Source organism: Vibrio sp. Vb339, assembly GCF_902751245.1.
Classification (GTDB): Bacteria; Pseudomonadota; Gammaproteobacteria; order Enterobacterales; family Vibrionaceae; genus Vibrio; species Vibrio coralliirubri.
Genome location: NZ_CADDIS010000001.1, coordinates 88,717 through 106,873, shown reverse-complemented (window position 1 = coordinate 106,873; position 18,157 = coordinate 88,717). Strand labels below are relative to the sequence as shown.

Annotated in this window: 14 protein-coding genes; 7 read left to right on the top strand and 7 right to left on the bottom strand. The window is 46.3% G+C overall.

All coding sequences use genetic code 11. From position 1 onward, the window contains the following. The first annotated feature begins 94 nt into the window (after positions 1 to 94). Genes HRQ85_RS00515 through HRQ85_RS00505 form a run of 3 tightly spaced genes read left to right on the top strand, consistent with a single transcriptional unit; the run spans position 95 to position 3,475 of the window. Positions 95 to 1,564 carry a CehA/McbA family metallohydrolase gene (locus HRQ85_RS00515; RefSeq protein WP_172378364.1) on the top strand — a complete coding sequence of 490 codons (1,470 nt, stop codon included), beginning with the start codon at positions 95 to 97 and terminating at the stop codon, positions 1,562 to 1,564. After that, positions 1,554 to 2,288, top strand: coding sequence for an HAD family hydrolase (locus HRQ85_RS00510; protein WP_172379324.1), 735 nt, complete (start codon positions 1,554 to 1,556; stop codon positions 2,286 to 2,288). The genes HRQ85_RS00515 and HRQ85_RS00510 overlap by 11 nt, the downstream gene beginning before the upstream one ends. Before the next feature lie 56 nt (positions 2,289 to 2,344). Then, positions 2,345 to 3,475, top strand: a complete 1,131-nt coding sequence (locus HRQ85_RS00505) for an ABC transporter ATP-binding protein (protein WP_172378363.1) — start codon at positions 2,345 to 2,347, stop codon at positions 3,473 to 3,475. A 145-nt stretch (positions 3,476 to 3,620) separates the two neighbouring features. On the opposite strand, the gene HRQ85_RS00500 is transcribed toward HRQ85_RS00505, so the two are convergent. Continuing rightward, positions 3,621 to 4,361 (bottom strand): amino acid ABC transporter permease, encoded by a 741-nt coding sequence (locus tag HRQ85_RS00500; RefSeq protein ID WP_048611958.1) that lies wholly within the window; start codon positions 4,359 to 4,361, stop codon positions 3,621 to 3,623. Positions 4,362 to 4,485: 124 nt separating this feature from the next. On the opposite strand from HRQ85_RS00500, the gene HRQ85_RS00495 reads away from it, so the two are divergent. Beyond that, on the top strand, positions 4,486 to 5,262 hold the full coding sequence (locus HRQ85_RS00495; protein ID WP_086775207.1) for a transporter substrate-binding domain-containing protein: 777 nt from the start codon (positions 4,486 to 4,488) through the stop codon (positions 5,260 to 5,262). Positions 5,263 to 5,741: 479 nt separating this feature from the next. On the opposite strand, the gene HRQ85_RS00490 is transcribed toward HRQ85_RS00495, so the two are convergent. From HRQ85_RS00490 to HRQ85_RS00475, 4 genes are all read right to left on the bottom strand, one after another. Next, on the bottom strand, positions 5,742 to 7,154 hold the full coding sequence (locus HRQ85_RS00490) for a fructose-specific PTS transporter subunit EIIC (RefSeq protein ID WP_172378362.1): 1,413 nt from the start codon (positions 7,152 to 7,154) through the stop codon (positions 5,742 to 5,744). 13 nt (positions 7,155 to 7,167) lie between these two features. Next, a complete protein-coding gene (locus tag HRQ85_RS00485) occupies positions 7,168 to 7,608 on the bottom strand; it encodes a PTS sugar transporter subunit IIA (protein WP_172378361.1) in 441 nt (146 codons plus the stop codon). 258 nt (positions 7,609 to 7,866) lie between these two features. Beyond that, the gene (manA, locus tag HRQ85_RS00480; RefSeq protein ID WP_172378360.1) at positions 7,867 to 9,084 is read right to left on the bottom strand and encodes a mannose-6-phosphate isomerase, class I; all 1,218 of its coding nucleotides are present in this window, start codon (positions 9,082 to 9,084) and stop codon (positions 7,867 to 7,869) included. A gap of 110 nt (positions 9,085 to 9,194) precedes the next feature. Then, positions 9,195 to 11,099, bottom strand: a complete 1,905-nt coding sequence (locus HRQ85_RS00475; RefSeq protein WP_172378359.1) for a PTS fructose transporter subunit IIABC — start codon at positions 11,097 to 11,099, stop codon at positions 9,195 to 9,197. Positions 11,100 to 11,477: 378 nt separating this feature from the next. Between HRQ85_RS00475 and HRQ85_RS00470 the strand changes: the two genes are divergently transcribed. Beyond that, positions 11,478 to 12,317: a helix-turn-helix transcriptional regulator gene (locus HRQ85_RS00470; RefSeq protein ID WP_050647271.1), complete on the top strand. Its 840-nt coding sequence runs from the start codon at positions 11,478 to 11,480 to the stop codon at positions 12,315 to 12,317. A gap of 564 nt (positions 12,318 to 12,881) precedes the next feature. Then, the gene (locus HRQ85_RS00465) at positions 12,882 to 14,660 is read left to right on the top strand and encodes a sodium:solute symporter family transporter (protein ID WP_050653235.1); all 1,779 of its coding nucleotides are present in this window, start codon (positions 12,882 to 12,884) and stop codon (positions 14,658 to 14,660) included. Between the two features lie 126 nt (positions 14,661 to 14,786). On the opposite strand, the gene HRQ85_RS00460 is transcribed toward HRQ85_RS00465, so the two are convergent. Beyond that, complete coding sequence (locus HRQ85_RS00460) at positions 14,787 to 15,560, bottom strand: PTS sugar transporter subunit IIA (protein WP_017061657.1); 774 nt, start codon at positions 15,558 to 15,560, stop codon at positions 14,787 to 14,789. 7 nt (positions 15,561 to 15,567) lie between these two features. Next, positions 15,568 to 15,870, bottom strand: coding sequence for a PTS fructose transporter subunit IIB (locus tag HRQ85_RS00455; protein ID WP_172378358.1), 303 nt, complete (start codon positions 15,868 to 15,870; stop codon positions 15,568 to 15,570). Positions 15,871 to 16,184: 314 nt separating this feature from the next. Between HRQ85_RS00455 and HRQ85_RS00450 the strand changes: the two genes are divergently transcribed. Further along, positions 16,185 to 18,050 carry a fructose-specific PTS transporter subunit EIIC gene (locus tag HRQ85_RS00450; protein WP_172378357.1) on the top strand — a complete coding sequence of 622 codons (1,866 nt, stop codon included), beginning with the start codon at positions 16,185 to 16,187 and terminating at the stop codon, positions 18,048 to 18,050. The last annotated feature ends 107 nt before the right edge of the window (positions 18,051 to 18,157 follow it).

Sequence of the window (18,157 nt, the reverse complement as noted above, 5' to 3'; positions counted from 1 at the left end):
CGGTTAAAACTCTCTTTGCATGCATAAAGGCCCATCTATTCGGGTGGGCCTCTTTTGACCCAGTCCTTCAACTAGGACGAACTTGGTGAAGACAATGACCCAATTTCAAGGTGAACTGCCGTTTGGCAGAGTACGTATCCCCTTTGATGTGCCAGCAGGTTCTCACTGCGTAACCTTTACTGGTACGACGGTGAAAAAAGGATTCTTGTACGCAGCGGCCTACGATGCCAACCAAGCATTTCGTGGCAAGGTGTTGTTTGAAAAGGCGCACAAGTCACTCACAATTCAACCGCAAAACTCTGGTCTAGGCGCAATTGATGGCGCGATTCCATCGGGCGAATGGTTCTTGGAGCTTTACAATCTCGAAGGTGAGTTTCGAACTGAACGTGCGATGCAGTATCAAGTCGATGTGCTTTGCTCTGAAGAGTTAGTTAATAGCGATGCCGAGTTAGAACTGAACCCAACGGTGACACGTGAGCACGATATCGAGTTTGATTACAGCCACATGTTGAGCTCTGATTCTCGCTGGTATCGTGGTGATTTACACGCCCACACTCAGCTTTCTGATGGTCACAATACCTTAGCTGCAGCGAAAGATATTGTGGAATCACAAGGGCTCGATTTCTTCTTCTTCACTGAGCACAACATCTGCCAGCCGAAGCTACCTATTTCCAAACAGTGCTTGTTCTTACCGGCGTTAGAAGTCACAACCGATCTCGGGCACTTCAATGTGCATGGCCCAGTTAAGTCTTTAGACCTTAGAGACATTGAACACAGCAGCCAAGCGACCATGGAAGCGGGATTGAGTTTAGCGAAAAGTGGACACAGTTCCCTTGGCATTAATCACCCGATGATGAAGCCGTGGCACTGGCATTACGATCAAGTGGATCTCAGCCAAGTGTCTACGTTTGAAGTGTGTTGTGACCCTACTTGGTCAACCTCGCCAAAAGCGACCGAAGAGGCGTTATTAGTTCTCAATGAAATGTGGAATTGTGGCCAGCGCATTACCGCGATTGGCGGCAGTGATTCACACCTTGAGCCACATGAACGTAATCCTAAAGCGGATCAGCCCTCTATCTATGGTGACCCATCCACATTCGTTTACAGCCATGGTTTGAGTGGCGAAGGCATCTTGTCTGGTCTGCGTAATGGACAAGTTTACCTAGAGCGTCGTTGCGGCTTGAAGTTTGATATCAACTTAGGTGATTTACTGCCGGGTAACGACTCCCAAGGCCAACCACTAACATACCGAATTGCGGTATCTGATTCAGAAAACCCTTACTACGCTGAGTGCGTGGTGGATGGTGGGATTGTCGACCGAGTGGCTTTGAGTGATGAGCTGCAAAGTATCCATATTGATGAGGGCTACCGTTGGTGCCGAGTGGATATTCGTCGCGGAGAGCTTTCTTCAGCGTTAATCAACAGCCCTCAATCCTTATCTGAGGAACGTGAGTTTGAAGGCTGCATCAACGCCGTATTCGACGGCAAACAACCAGAATTTAACCAACCCCTAGTGCGTACTTGGGGAGAACTAATGGAGCGAATGAGCCGTGATGAAGTTTAAGGCGATGTTATTTGATAAAGACGGCACATTGTTAGAGTTCCACAAGATGTGGCTTAACGTTTCTCGTGGTGCCTGTGAGCGAGTGAAATCTTACAGTGACCAACATCAGGGTAATCAAACTGTCACACCTGTTGAGTTACTCTTGGCCATCGGCGTGGAAGGTGATGTGGTTGATAACTATGGATTATTAGCCTCAAACCCAGTGGAAGACACCGCAACAGCGTGGTTCAACATGCTGCAACCTAATGTCTCGCTCGCTGAGTTCACTAAGGTGACCAAAGCGGCTTTCAATGACGAAGTGGAAGAGAATCCAAACTGGATTGAAGCCCTGCCGGGAGTGGCTGAAAAGCTGGGTCTGTTTAAGCAGCAAGGCATGATTTTAGGCATCGCGACTGCGGATACCAAAGACTCAACGATCTACACACTAGAGCAATCGGGTTTGAGCGAGATGTTCGATTATGTCGGTTACTCCGATGGTGATATCGAACCTAAACCTGCGCCAGCACTGCTCAATGCATTCTGTGAACAATGCGGTATTGAGCCTCATGAGGTGATCATGTTTGGTGACACGGTTTCGGATATGGAATTTGGCCGCAATGCAGGCGCAAGCAATGTCGGCGTGCTAACTGGTACAGCACAACACAGCGAGTTAGAGCCAGTGGCGGATCTGGTGATCGCATCGGTTGCCCACTTTGAGCTCAATCAACTGCAAGAACGTGGCTAAAACGTCCATGACAGATTGCAAAGATAGTATTTAACGAATTGATTTAAGGACAGATTATGGCTGAAGTCACACTGAGAGGGGTAGAGAAAACCTACCCAAATGGTTTTAAGGCCGTGCACGGTGTCGATCTGAATATTCGCGAAGGTGAGTTCATGGTGTTTGTTGGGCCGTCTGGCTGCGCAAAATCTACGACACTTCGTATGATCGCAGGCCTTGAAGATATCTCAGAAGGCGATGTCTACATTGGTGATAAGCGTGTAAATGAATTGCCACCTAAAGATCGCGGCATCTCTATGGTGTTTCAGAACTACGCGCTTTATCCGCACATGTCGGTGTATGAAAATATGGCTTTTGGCCTTAAGCAACAGAAGCTGCCAAAGCATGAAATCAATGAGCGAATTGAAGATGCAGCCAAGACTCTCGATATCGAACACCTGCTAAATAACAAGCCGGGCGAAATGTCGGGTGGTCAAAGGCAACGTGTGGCTCTAGGCCGTGCGATGGTTCGTAAGCCAGATGTGTTCTTGTTTGACGAGCCTTTGTCTAACTTGGATGCCAAGCTGCGTGTTTCGACTCGTGTCAGCATTGCTCAGTTGCACAATAACCTGAAGCAAGAAGGGCAGAACGCCACCATGATCTACGTGACACACGATCAGGTGGAAGCCATGACTCTTGGCGATCGTATCTGTGTATTAAATCAAGGTGAGATCATGCAGGTCGATACGCCAATGAACCTTTATCAATACCCTGCAAACAAGTTTGTCGCAGGCTTTATTGGTTCGCCAGCAATGAATCTTCTCAAGGTAAGGCTGGATGAGATTGATGGTGTGATGAACGTGGTCTCTGAAAGTGGCACTCGTTGGACTCTCCCACAAGATAAGCAGACAATCGCCCGTGAAAAGATGGGCGAGTGGGTATGGTTTGGTGTTCGTCCCGAGCACATTCAACTGGCCAATCATGACGCACCGCTGTCGGAAGTGAATACCCAAACGCACAAGCTTGATGTGGTTGAGTCGATGGGTAACGAGCTGTATCTCTACTTTAAACTCGGCGCTGATAAGCTGGTGGCTCGCGTGCCTTTCGATGCAGATCGCACGGCAAACAGTGGCGAAGAGACGATGCTTCATTTCAATACCTCACAGTGCCATCTGTTCGACCTAGAGACAGAAGAAGCATTGACTGAATAAGTCGATGTGTCGAAGAGTCAAAATAAAGAAATCCCCGCTCAGGTGAGTGGGGATTTTTCTTAGGGGGAGTATCAACAGGAGCTCGGTTTTGTGCTCGAGGCTTTTTTGTTGGAGATAGCTAAACACTCTTGAGGGTTAGAACCATTTAATGGCTCGGAATCGCAATCCTTTTTTCTAGCCAACGAACCGCTTGCGATACCACCAAAATAAGAACAAGGTACTCCAAAACCAGAAACGTATAGATCTCTAAAGGTAAATATTCGTTCACCACCAGCTCATTTGCTCGCCTTGTTAAATCACTCAAACCGATCACACTCACTAGCGAGCTCATCTTGAGGATATAAATAAACTGATTGCCCAAGGGTGGCAGTATTTGACGGAATGCCTGCGGTAGGATAACCAATCGCATTTTTTGCCAATAGGTCAATCCCAAGGATTCGGCAGCTTCATGTTGCCCACGATTAATCGCTTGAATCCCCCCACGGAACACTTCCGCCATAAAGGCGCTCTCGGCAATGGTCAATGCGATTACCCCTGCCCAGAAGTGGTTCAAAGAGACATCGAGTAATGTCGGCATTCCGTAATACACCCACAATAGCAATACCAGCACAGGGATAGAACGAATCACCTCTACGTAAAGTCGATTAATTCCCTTGAGTACTGGTGAGCTTGAAAGCGCAGGAAAGGCGACCAATAGACCGAGAGCCATGGCAAAAAACATACTCAACAACGAAACCTGAATAGTCTCGCTAAAACCAGCCATCAAAAACTGAATATTAGTTCGTCCCTGCTCCGTCGACGGGTCGAGTACATACCATCCCCATTGATAATCTGAACATCCTGTCAGAAACAGCAGAGAAACTAGCGATAAGTGACGATAGTTCACATTTACTCCCAAAAACTCCATTTGTTATTGCCATGTTAACAACCAAATCTGTTTAATGGTTAATAATTAAAAATAATATCTACATTCATCACTTAGAAATCAGCATTCTTTAAAGGAATAAAAAATGAAAAAAAGCTTAATCGCATTAGGAATGTGCCTGCTTGCTTTTACACAAATCGCACATGCCCAAAGTCGTTTGCAGGAGATACTGGGTGCGGGAGTTCTTCGCGTTGGTACAACGGGGGATTGGAACCCAATGACAATGAAGGATCCTGCAACCAACAGCTACCGCGGCTTTGATATCGATGTCACGACTGAGTTGGCTAAAGACCTAGGCGTAAAAGTGGAATACGTCGCAACAGACTGGAAAACCTTGGTGAATGGCATCACGGCCAACAAATACGACGTGACTGGCAGCGCATCGCTCAACATGTCTCGAGCAAAAGTCGCTGGGTACAGCCAACCTTACTTCTATCTGGCTTTTGTCCCTGTCGTGCAAAAGAAAGACATAGAGAAGTTCTCCGATTGGAGTGACTTTGACAAAGCAGAAATCAAAGTTGCCGCCACGCTCGGCACAGTACAAGAAAAAATGGTGAAGGACTTCTTCCCATCGGCACAACACATCGTGATTGAAGCGCCGGCACGGGATTTCCAAGAGCTTTTAGCTCGCCGCGCTGATGTCTCCGTGACTTCAAACGTAGAGGCTGCAACCTTAGTAGAGAAGTTTAAACAACTCGCGATTGTTCCGGTGAAAGATCCACGTAAACCAACTCCAATTGCGATGCTACTACCACAAGATGATCAAGTTTGGATTAACTACATTAATCACTGGGTTGAACTAAAAAAGACGCAAGGTTTCTTTAAGCAAACCGCTGAGAAGTGGGGACTGAAGAGCATGTAGCACCACGATTCACTCATCAACCAGAGCCGCGATTAGCGGCTCTTTTTCATCAACAAGCACTTAAGATATTTCAGCCCACACGCGCCGAAACGTAACCTCATCTATAAAACCCTAAACAAATTATTCAGGCTCTCCGATTTATTCTGAAAAAGATAAAAAATCGGAGAATAACGATGAATGAAATAACACGATTATCAGCAGTTGTTGCGCTTGCCCTAAGCAGTGGGTATGCGATATCTCGTATGACATGAGTTAAAAGGTAAATCTGTGATATTACGAAGTAACATAACGTTTTGACATCTCAGTCACGGAATTATTTTTATGGTGAAGATCGAGAGAAAATTCAGTTTGAACAGAAACTATACTGACTGATTAAATTGATTCTAGATTGATGAAAAGAACATCAAAGCGATATTTGAGAAGAAAATAGAGCCCTTAGGGGGAAGGGCTCTTGAGTTAGGAGCTTGCTTTAATTTGGGTTACGCGACCACTAACGTCGCTGCTTTTTTCATTGCCTCTTTGGTTGAACACTCAATCACGTTCGCATTGGCAAAGCGGTGAGCGTCTTTCACTTGAATATCGTGAGCCAAGATAACCAGCTTCGCGTTCGCCACATCTAGGTCGGTGATGCGGTTTTGAATGCCGTTTTGACCTTGAGTTTCTACCTTAATCTTAAGGCCTGCGGCTAAGCCTGCTTTCTCTAGTGCTTTCGCTGCCATGAAGGTGTGTGCAACACCAGAAGGGCAACATGTAACTGCTACGATGTCATACTCGCCTTCGCCTGCTACAGGCGCTGCTTGAGCTTGTACTGGTGCTTCAGCCATGTCTTCTTCGGTTTCTACCGCTACAGGTTTCCAGAAGCCAACGATAACGGCTGTGGTTAGTGAGCCAAGTGCAATACCGACGACGTACATTGGAATGTTACTTGATACTGGCGCAGTGATTAGACCGCCCCACGGTGCGTGCAGTAGAACGTCTGTCATGAAGCCAAACACACAACCAACGATACCACCGGCTACGATTGAAGGAAGAACGCGCATTGGGTCATTCGCTGCGAACGGGATAGCACCTTCAGAGATACCGATAGAACCCATGATTGCTGCCGCTTTACCTGCTTCTTGCTCTTGTTTAGAGAACTTGTTTTTGAATAGGAAAGTCGCCAGAGCCATGCCTAGAGGTGGTGTACAAATCGCGATGCCTACGCCGCCCATTAGCCAAGGTTGCGTGTCTACTTGAGTTTGAGCAAATAGGGTCGCGACTTTGTTGATAGGGCCGCCCATATCAAACGCCGTCATACCACCAAGGATTGTGCCTAGAACCATCTTAGATGCGCCAGCCATTGAAGCTAGGAACTCGTTCATTGAAGACATGAACAGTTTGATTGGCTCACCGATGCCCCACAGTACGATACCTGCAGAGATTAACGTGCCTAGAAGCGGGTAGATGAAGTACGCACCTAGCGCCGTCATGTTCGCAGAAAGTGGGATCTTCTTAAGTTGGAACACCACGCCACCGGCGATAAAGCCTGCCACGATACAGCCAAGGAAACCGCCGCCCATGTCAGCCATGATGCCAGAAGAGATCATCGCAGGTGCTAGTGCTGGTTTATCTGCAATGGAGTAACCAATAAAGCCGCCAAGAATGATTGGGAAAAGAACAAGGCCTTTGATACCGATATTAGAGATGTCTGCCAGCAAGCCGTCTGCTGGAACAGCACCTTTACCTGATGCCATGACCGCTAACGCCAACAGAACGCCACCGGCTACGATGAAAGGTAGCATGTGTGAGGTTCCGAAAAGCAGGTGGCCTTTCATGGTACTAAGGATTTTTTTAAAGTCGCTACTACTGTTTTTATTATTGGTATTCGTAGCTTGAGTTGTTAGGGTGCTCATAATTTTCTACGCCTTATGAATTAATTAAAATATTAAGGATTTGATGTTCGTCTTTTGCGTTATGGATATCTTGAATAAATTCATCGCTGAATTTTCCAAATAGTTCTTGTAGTACATAAATATGATGGTCAGCACCGTTGTCCGGAGAGGCAATCATAAAAAATACGGTTGGATTGATGCCGTCTTCATCGTCATACTCGATACCTTCACGCTTAATACCAACAGCGATTGCCGGCTCAGTGACAGCCTTGCTTTTTGAGTGTGGGTAAGCGATGCCGTCCATTGAGGTAATGCTTTGAGATTCACGAATTTCGATGTCTGCCAAGAAGGCTTCTTTATTACTGATTCGGTTGTTCTCAAATAACATGCTTGCCAATTCTTCAAACAGTTCTTTTTTATTATTCGCTTGAAGGTTGTTATTAATTAAGTCGACGTTAGTTAGCTGTGTGATCATTTATTAACTCATTCACTATTGAAGTTCTTGAATTAAAATTAATGGATTAACCCGATTCGCGAAATAGCAAATAAAAGCCCTTCACTGTACATTTGTACCAAGCAAAATTAAGTGTGATTTGCATCATTAATGCTGTGTGATATGGGTCATACTTGATGGTGTCTTGATTATGTTTTTGACACGCTAATAGGCTTCGTCAGAAACAAAAATGCCCCGCATGAGCAGGACATTAAGACTTTGTACTGATTTGTGAGGGAACTAGCTGTAAGCACGCGCCACGCGTCCAACGCAATCGAGTTTGTAACTCTCAGCGTAAGCAGGAATGAATACCGATTGGCCTTTCTCTATCTCGCAGGTTTCGCCGCATTGATGAGTGAGCACCATGGACTCGTCGAGTGGTAGTAGGATCTCGGCGCCTTCGGTGGTGATCTGTCGTTGATGTGAGTTCTGCACGATAGAGAACTTAAAATCTTCGACTGGAATTTGGTATTCCATCACATCACCTTGCTCTATCGGGCTGAGCAGCAATCTATCCGCAGGCTTTTCATTGAATTGAGTACAAGAGACTAATTCATTGATATCCATGTACTTAGGCGTCAACCCTGCGCGAAGTACATTGTCTGAATTCGCCATCACTTCTAAGCCCGTACCTTTAATGTAAGCGTGCGGTGTCTCGGCATCAAGATACATGGCTTGCCCTGGTTTTAGGGTAATCACGTTCAACAGTAGCGGAGCAAACAGGCCTACATCACCCGGATATTGTTGTTCCAACTCTGAAATCAATTGGAACACAGGGGTATCTGAAAGCTTGGCTTTCATCAGTAACATGGTCAGCGCCATGCCTTTTTGTTCACCTTGCAACGACAATAAGCTCGCGAAGAAGCTGGCTAATCCATTAGGCGTTTGGTCGCCCGCGAGGTCATTAACCATAGAGTTTAGCTCTGGAATATCAAGGTAATGGAAGTGCTCAAGGATCTCGCTGATCGATCTAAAACCATTCATCGCGGTGTAGTCGGTTAGGGCATACACCAATTCTGGCTTGTGGTTGGGATCCTTGTAGTTGCGGTTGCTAGCTGTCATCGGAATGCCTTGCTGCTCTTCTAGAGCATAGCCAGATTCGGCTTGCTGTTTGTTCGGGTGAACTTGAACAGAGAGCGCTTTCTCGGCAGCTAACACCTTAAACAGATACGGAAGTTCACCAAAACGGTTCGCAACTTTTTCGCTTAGAAACAGGTTTAGGTTCTTGGAAATAAGGTTCGACAACGTGGTTTGCTGACCGTTGTCAGTGACCATCGAACAACCATTTGGGTGAGCGCCCATCCAGATCTCCGCTTGCGGCTCACCAGACTGGTTATCAATACCAAACAGTTGGCTGAACGAAGAAGGGCTACCCCATGCGTAGTTTTGAATCACGTTAGTCATAGGGTAGAAAAAGCGTTGTACGAACGAGTCGTTCGTTAAAGAAAAATCAGACATCGAAATCACCATGAGGGGAAACATGGCTTGAGCTCTATTCGTTCCTAAAAAACTATTAGCTACTAAAAACAGTAGGGTAGAGGGGCTCAAGCCATTGGAGTTGAAATGGCTTAAGCCGCTGCTGTCGTTAGCTTGGCTTTGCGTAGATTTTTAAGCGCGATACAAGTAACCGCAGTCACGCCCGCACCTGATGCCATGCACAGCAGTGCCAGCATTGGGTAATTCATTGCGCCTAGTAGAGCCACAACAGGGCCACCGTGAGCAACGCTGTTGGTGATACCAAATGAGAACGCCATAACCGCTGCCGTCATTGAACCAAGTACGTTGGCAGGGATAACCGACATTGGATCTTGAGCCGCGAAAGGAATCGCACCTTCAGAGATACCCACTAAGCCCATCGCGCCTGCTGCTTTGCCTGCTTCGATTTCAGAAGATTCGAATAGGTCGAACTTACGGCCAAGTCTGGTCGCGATAGCCATGCCTAATGGAGCGACAGGAATTGCACACGCCATCGCACCCATGAACTGAGTTTGACCGCTGGCGATCATCCCGACCGAGAATAGGAATGCCACCTTGTTGAACGGGCCGCCCATATCAAAGCCAGCCATGCCACCCAATACGATGCCAAGCAGAACCACGTTACCTGTACTCATGCTAGTAAGTAGGGCTGTAAGAGCATCCATTAGTCCCGCGATAGGCGCGCCAATAACAAAGATGAACAGACCTGCGATGAACAAAGAGCCAGTGATCGGAGCGATCATGATAGGCACTAGTGGTTGAACGAATTTGTGGTAGTTAAACGAAGTAATCCATTTAACGAAGTAGCCCACTAATAGACCAGCGATGATTGCGCCAATGAAGCCTGTACCTGCGTCAGCGCCGTAGAAAGAGCCGTTGTTGGCAATCCAACCGCCAATCAAGCCAGGGGTTAGAGCAGGGCGGTCAGCAATCGCGTAAGCAATGTAGCCAGCCAAGATTGGGATCATCAGGGTGAAGGCAACCACACCCACTTCTAAGATTTGGTTCCACATGCTGCCAGCAGGAATCGCCATGCCAGACTCACTTGGTTCGCCACCAATAGCTAAGGCTAGGGCAATCAAAAGACCGCCTGTCACCACGAATGGGATCATGTGAGATACGCCATTCATTAAGTAACGGTAAAGGTCTGAACGTGCTTGCGAGGCTTTCTCTGCAACAGATTGGTTGATCGGCGCTTGTTCAGCTTGGTAGCTAGGTGCATTGAGCGCTTGCTTAATCAAGCCTTGCGCGTCTTTGATTGGCGCTTTTACGTTGGTGCTGATAACGCGTTTTCCGGCAAAGCGAGCCATGTCGACCTGTTTGTCACAAGCCACGACAATCGCATCTGCGCGTTCGATCTCTTCTTGAGTTGGGCTGTTCTTTACACCAATAGAACCGTTGGTTTCGACCTTGATATTGTAGCCAAGAGCCGCCGCGCCTTTCTCTAGTGCTTCGGCTGCTAAATACGTGTGAGCAACACCAGCTGGGCAGCCTGTTACACCAATGATGAAGCCTTGTTTCTCAACGTTGGTTTCCGTTTCTGACAGCTCAGGTTTGGCAAGCAGTAGTTCTAATGCTTGTTGTTCAGATTGAGCATTCATGAAGCTTTCGATAAAGCCTTCTTCAATCAGTTTTGAAGAAAGTTCTGCCAGTACTTCGATGTGGTGATTATCGCCGCCATCAGGAGAGGCAATCATGAAGAATAGTTTTGATGGCTGGCCGTCATCGGCGCCGTACTCGATACCCTGTTGATGGACACCGATAACAACCGCGGGTTTGATCACCGCAGCGCTTTTCGCGTGTGGCAGAGCAATGCCTTCTTCAAACCCGGTATTACCTTGTTCTTCACGAGCCTTAATGTCGGCAAGAAACTGTGCTTTGTCTGAGATTCTGCCTTGTGCGTAAAGCACGTCTATCAGCTCTTTGAATACGTCTTCTTTTGAATTAGCGCTAAGCGAAAGCTTAATCAAATCTTGATTGATCAATGTCGTGATCATAATGAACCCCTAATCTGTTTTTATTTTGTTAGGGGTATTCTGGAATCTACGGCTTACCTTCTGTAGTGAAGAAAAAATGCATTTACTGGATGATTGTTGCGTTATAAATGGAGTGTGATTTTGATCGGTCGAACGGGCGTTTTTAGGTCTGTGTTGACAAGGTTTGTGGTGCTTTGAAGCTTTTATTTATAAGGGCTTCAGCGTTTTTTGTTATTTGGGAAATTACGTGCCTCATTGGTTTCTGCACTGGAGATTTATTACTAAGACTGGATTTTTGTAACCTAGATCTCAAATTGTGACTTTGCTCAATAGCGCTATGTTTCAGTTACAGGTATATCTATTTCCGTAGCCTTATTGCTGCCCATAAGAGTTCGAATAATGATATTTCATGACTTAATCTCGTCGGTGTTAAATGAGCGAGAACCGTTTCATAACATCTGGTTTGCTGGAGATTTTCACACGCCATCCGCTTGCAGCTATCAGGTGAACTTTCCACGTTTAGAGCTGGTGCTAGATGGAGAGTATGTCAATGAAATGGAGAGTCATGATCGCAAGATCACCAACGTTATTGCCAAAGCCGGAGACGCGATTTTCATCCCACCCAACTGCTGGAATAAACCTAACTGGGATACTGACTGTTCGGTGCTGAGCATGTTGTTTGGTCGTCGCCAGCTTGGTTTAAGTTTAGTGAGTAAGCGCAAAGGGGAAGAGAGCTTTTACGATATCCAAAAGCACAGTATTCAGACTCGCTCTGGGTTTGCGATTGATAACATTTTGGAGGCGCTCAGCTCGTTAGCGAGAGAGAGTAACAAGCAGCCGATGGATGAGTTATTGCTGCAAGCTCTGCTCCAATACAGCAAGACGATGTTAGATGCGCCTGTCGAGAAATCTCACAGCCGCGTGCAGGATGTGTATCAAGGGATCTGTATCTACATTCAAGAGAATTTCCACCGTCAAATCACCCGAGACAGCATTGCCTCACGCTTTAGCATTTCATCCAATCACTTGTCGCGAATGTTCCGTCAGCAAGGCCACATGACGCTGGCAGAATACATTACCCGTGTTCGAGTCGACCGCGCTAAGTTCATGCTCAAAAAGTACAACTTCAAGCTCAATGAAGTAGCATTGCGTTGCGGCTTTAAAGATGTGAACTACTTCTGTCGAGTGTTTAAGAATCGCACCGGTAGAACGCCGACCGAATATCGTGGTTCAATCTAATATCCCTTCAAATTGCCATTTTTGACCAGAGCTTATACGACCGAAATTTGTATGACTAGATCACCACAGTGAGCTCTGTGTTGTGGTGATCAATTTGCTTTGTGTTTTCCTCTGCTGTTTATTTCTACACCTTATTTCCAAACCTATCTTTAGGCACGTTCTCTATTTATCCCGTTTCACTAAATAAACCCAATTAATAACATTAAGGGTTCGCTTTGCGAGTTGCTTATTATTTTTCGTTGCCTATTTATTGAATTAAACGTGTGAGATTTGATGTATTAACGCGATGCATTTAATGAATGCTAAGTAAATTAAAAACAACTTATCTAGACGACAAAATCTTGTTATTGTTGTCCAGCTTACTGATTGAAATGTTTGTAAGTTATTGATTTTAAATGTTTACTTCGATTCGTCTTATTCTTTATTTACTAACGTGTAATTCATGCCTCGAAATCAAATATTCAGGTTTATACGCCCCATCACAACCTTGACTTATAATACTACAAATTAAAAATTCTATAGATAATATGCTCTTCAGATATTCATCATAAAGAAGACTTATACATGGAACTCAATACTCTGATCGTAGGAATTTATTTCCTTTTCCTTATAGCAATAGGTTGGATGTTTAGAACGTTCACCAGTACAACCAGTGACTATTTCCGCGGGGGCGGTAACATGCTTTGGTGGATGGTTGGCGCGACTGCGTTTATGACTCAGTTCAGTGCTTGGACCTTCACTGGCGCAGCGGGTAAAGCGTATGCCGATGGTATGGCTGTCGCGGTTATCTTCTTAGCGAACGCATTTGGTTACCTGATGAACTACCTGTACTTCGCTCCGAAATTCCGTCAACTACGTGTGGTAACGCCAATTGACGCGATTCGTATGCGTTTTGGTAGCTTCAACGAACAAGTATTTACTTGGTCTGGCATGCCGAACAGTATTGTTTCTGCAGGTATCTGGCTGAACGGTTTGGCGATCATCGCATCGGGCATCTTTGGCTTCGACATGACGACAACCATCGTTCTGACTGGTCTTGTTGTACTTGTTATGTCGGTGACAGGCGGCTCTTGGGCGGTTATCGCGTCTGACTTCATGCAGATGGTTATTATCATGGCGGTAACCGTAACGTGTGCTGCAGTGGCTATCGTACAAGGTGGTGGCGTTACTGAAATCATCAACGATTTCCCTGTAGCAGAAGGCGCATCATTCGTTTCTGGTAACAATCTGAACTACGTAAGCATCTTCGGAATCTGGGCATTCTTCATCTTCTTCAAGCAGTTCAGTATCACCAACAACATGTTGAACTCTTACCGTTACCTAGCGGCAAAAGACTCAAAGAACGCGAAAAAAGCAGCACTGTTAGCATGTATTCTGATGACCATCGGTCCAATCATTTGGTTTATGCCACCTTGGTTCGTAGCAGGACAAGGCGTTGACCTTGCAGCACATTACCCAGACGCAGGTTCTAAAGCAGGCGACTTCGCTTACCTTTACTTCGTAGAGCAATACATGCCAGCAGGTATGGTAGGTCTTCTAATCGCAGCGATGTTTGCGGCAACTATGTCTTCTATGGACTCAGGCTTAAACCGTAACTCTGGTATCTTTGTAATCAATTTCTACCAACCGATTCTTCGTCCAAACGCGACAGAGAAAGAGCTGATGATTGTGTCTAAGTTGATGTCTACCTTCTTTGGTCTTGCCATCATCCTTATCGCGCTGTTTATCAACTCGCTAAAAGGCTTGAGCCTGTTCGACACCATGATGTACGTGGGCGCATTAATCGGCTTCCCAATGACCATCCCTGCATTCTGTGGTTTCTTCCTTAAGAAGACTCCGGACTGGGCAGGTTGGGGTACGCTAGTGGTCGGTGCGATTGTGTCTTACATCGTTGGTTTCGTGATTACCGCTGAGATGCTACAAAACTTGTTCAACCTAGAGCCGCTAACGAGCCGTGAATGGTCTGACCTAAAAGTAGCAGTAGGCCTGATTGCACACTTAACATTTACTGCTGGCTTCTTCATTCTTTCGACTCTGTTCTATAAACCACTGGAAGCGTCTCGTCAGAAAGATGTTGATACCTTCTTCAACAACCTAGCGACACCATTGGTTTCTGAATCAACAGCACAGAAGAAACTGGATAACAAACAACGTCACATGCTGGGCTCTCTGATCGCAGTGTCTGGTGTGGCAGTGATGGCGATGTTTGCTCTACCGAACCCATTCTGGGGAAGAATGATGTTCGTACTGTGTGGCGGTATCGTGTTCGTAGTTGGTCTGCTGTTGGTGAAAGCTGTAGACGACTCGGTTGAGGATGCGAAACAAGCGAAAAAAACAGCTTAAGTTAGCTAACCAGTTAAACAAGTAATTAAACATAAAACGGCTGAGCTCTAATGCTCAGCCGTTTTTTATTGTGTGAGAAAACGAGCTTAAAGGGTTGGTTAGACAGTCTGTTTGAGCTAGAGGAATTTAGATAAGACGAGATGATATGTACATCAACAAGGCTTGTAGGTCGACACTGCTTCGAGTCTTTTGCAGACGTTCATTGACCTGATCGTGAAGCAGGTTTCGAGTTAGGTTGGTCGCCGCGACAATGTGCTCACGCTGTGGCTTGGTTGGCAGAACAAGAGCGATAGCTACATGCACTTCTCCGATACGTGATGCCCAGTCAATCGGGTCGTCACTGACGATAACCGCAATCGAGAGATCTTGAGTCGATTCAAACATCACATGCGGCAGTGCGATGCCCGGTGACACGCAGGTTGAAGAGCGTTCTTCTCGTTTAATAAATGCCAGAATCAGTTCATCTGGGTCTTCTGGATAAACAAGGTGAGCGAGCCCTTTTAAGCACTCAAATTTGGTCAGTTGGGTTTGCGCCTTAGCGTGGTGCCATTTGATATCACAAGGTGGGCATATCTGTGGCATTCGCTGGATTAAATCGCTAGAGAATTCATGGTTCACCTGTGAGCCAACCATGTCGTAATGCTCTGCAATGACGTCTTTGAGAACGAAACAGGCCAGCTCCGCGTCAATACCAACCGCGGTTATCTGACATAAATCACCGCGAAGTAAACCTACTTGCAGCATCGCGACGGATTTGGAGAGATCAGCGGTTCGATTTTGAGTGATGTTGATAATGCGGATGTTGCTTTTGAACTTCTTCGCTAAGCGAGTCAGCGGCTGCGCGACATGTGAGTTCGCGGCAGGATCGTTAACGAAGAAGGTGATCTGGTATTCGTTCATCAAAAGTTTAAGTTCGACAATGCTTAATAAAGACTTTATCGACACTCAACAATACCTCTTCCATTGGAACAAATACGGTTTTAGCTGGGTCAAATCGGCTTGGTTGTTCGATGTCGATATCAGAGACGATCAACACTTTGTTTGCGAGGGTAATATCTTGGGCGGTCAGTAAGTTTTCAATACCCATAGCGCCTTGCGTCTCAACCTTGATTGAAACGTTGAACTTAGGGGCTGTTTTATTTAGAGCATCAGCTGCCATATAAGTATGCGCAATGCCTGTAGGGCACGCAGTTACCGCTACAATTCTCATTATTATTCTCGGCTTAATCTCGTCCCTGTTACGTTACATAAGCTACCCGGCAAAAGCTATCTTGCATGGGAAACCCAGTAGGGAAAGCTCGCATGGCGGAGGGACGATATTGTTATGGGTTCTGTGGATTTTATGGATTGGCGTTTTTTATTCCAAGGTGAAAGTCACACTCTGAGTTCTTGGTTACAATAATCCAGTTAATGCACCTTTCGTCCTATATATTGAGTGCCTTCACACCGTTAATCTTTTCATCTTATTAACCTTATCACTTACGTAATTACTTCAGTCTGAAATCAGGCGAGGCAGAGCAGCATATGGATATCACCAACATTATCGAGCCCGAGATCATCTGCTTAGATTTACAAGCCGACTCAAAACAGGCGGTATTTGAAGAGCTTGTTGAACTGCTCGACCGTACCGGTAAGCTCTCCAATAAACGTGAATTCCTTGATGACATCTGGAAGCGTGAAGCCATCGGTAATACAGGCTTTGACGATGGTATTGCGATTCCACACGCGAAAAGTACTGCTGTAGCTAAACCAGCTGTGGCGGTAGGTATCAGCCGCTCTGGCATCGATTATGGCGCAGACGGCGGCGAACTGTCGGATGTGTTCTTTATGCTCGCTTCCCCAGACAACAACGACGACCACCATATCGAGGTGCTAGCTCAGATTTCGACCAGACTTATCGAAGATGGCTTTGTTACAAAATTAAAGGCGGTGGAGTCTGTCGAGGAAGCTCAAGAGCTGTTTCTTGAAGCCAATTCAGAATCGTTCGATAGCTACGCCTCTAGCCATCATGAAGTGTATATCGAACCACTAAGCCCTTGGGCACAATCTCTTAATCGCCTCAAAGAACACTTGTTATACGGCACCTCACACATGATTCCTTTCGTGGTTGCAGGTGGTGTGCTTTTGTCTTTGTCGGTGATGATGTCTGGTCATGGCGCAGTTCCTGAAAGTGGCGTGCTAGCAGACATCGCACAAATGGGCATCGCGGGGCTAACCCTGTTTACTGCGGTGCTCGGTGGTTACATCGCGTATTCAATGGCTGACAAACCGGGTTTAGCGCCCGGCATGATTGGTTCTTGGGTCGCGGTCAATCAATACAATACCGGATTCCTCGGTGCGATTGTGGTCGGCTTCTTCGCGGGCTTTGTGGTTAATCTACTCAAGAAGATCAAACTGCCAGACAGCATGATCTCGCTGAGCTCGATCTTCATCTATCCACTAGTGGGCACCTTCGTAACTTGTGGTGCGGTGATGTGGGTGATTGGCTCACCGATAGCTCAAGTGATGCTAGAGATGAACCAAATGCTGACTGGCATGGCAGGCTCAGGAAAAGTGGTGTTGGGCAGTATTTTAGGTGCAATGACGGCCTTTGATATGGGCGGCCCAATCAATAAAGTAGCAACGCTGTTTGCCCAAACTCAGGTGAATACTCAGCCATGGTTGATGGGCGGTGTCGGAATTGCGATTTGTACGCCACCTCTAGGTATGGCATTGGCGACTTTCTTATCGCCGAAGAAATTCAAAAGAGACGAGCGTGAAGCGGGTAAAGCTGCAGGCATTATGGGAATGATCGGCATCAGTGAAGGCGCGATTCCTTTTGCTGCCGCCGATCCTGCGCGCGTTCTGCCTGCGGTTGTTGCTGGTGGCATTGTCGGTAACGTGGTTGGCTTTATGTTCCATGTAGTGAACCATGCTCCATGGGGCGGCTGGATAGTATTGCCAGTGGTTGATGGCAAGATTGGCTATATCGTTGGCACACTCGCGGGGGCTCTAACGACAGCTTTTATCGTGATTCTTCTGAAGAAGAACGTGGTCGAAGGCGAAGTGAATTCTAATCAGTTTACCGGTGGTTCGGTAACGGAAGAGGGGCAAGCGGATGTATTGGCGATCACTTCTTGTCCGTCTGGTGTTGCCCATACTTTCTTGGCTGCGAAATCGTTAGAAAAGGCGGCGCATCATCTCGGGGTTCGGATTAAAGTCGAGACACAAGGTGCCAACGGGATAGGTAATCGCATTACCCAGAAAGACATTGAAAGGGCGAGGTTGGTGATCTTTGCTCACGATGTGGCGATTAAAGAAGTAGAGCGCTTTGCGAACGTGAAAACGTTAGATGTTAGTACCAAAGAGGCGATGCTTAATGCTCAGGCGTTGATCATGAGAAAGGTGTAACCCTTAAACCGCAAAATTTATCATCTATAAAGTTAACTAGATCAAAGCTAAAAAGACTCCGCTCAGGCCGGTTAAGGTGAAAGTGTAGTCTTTTTGTATTGTGCCCA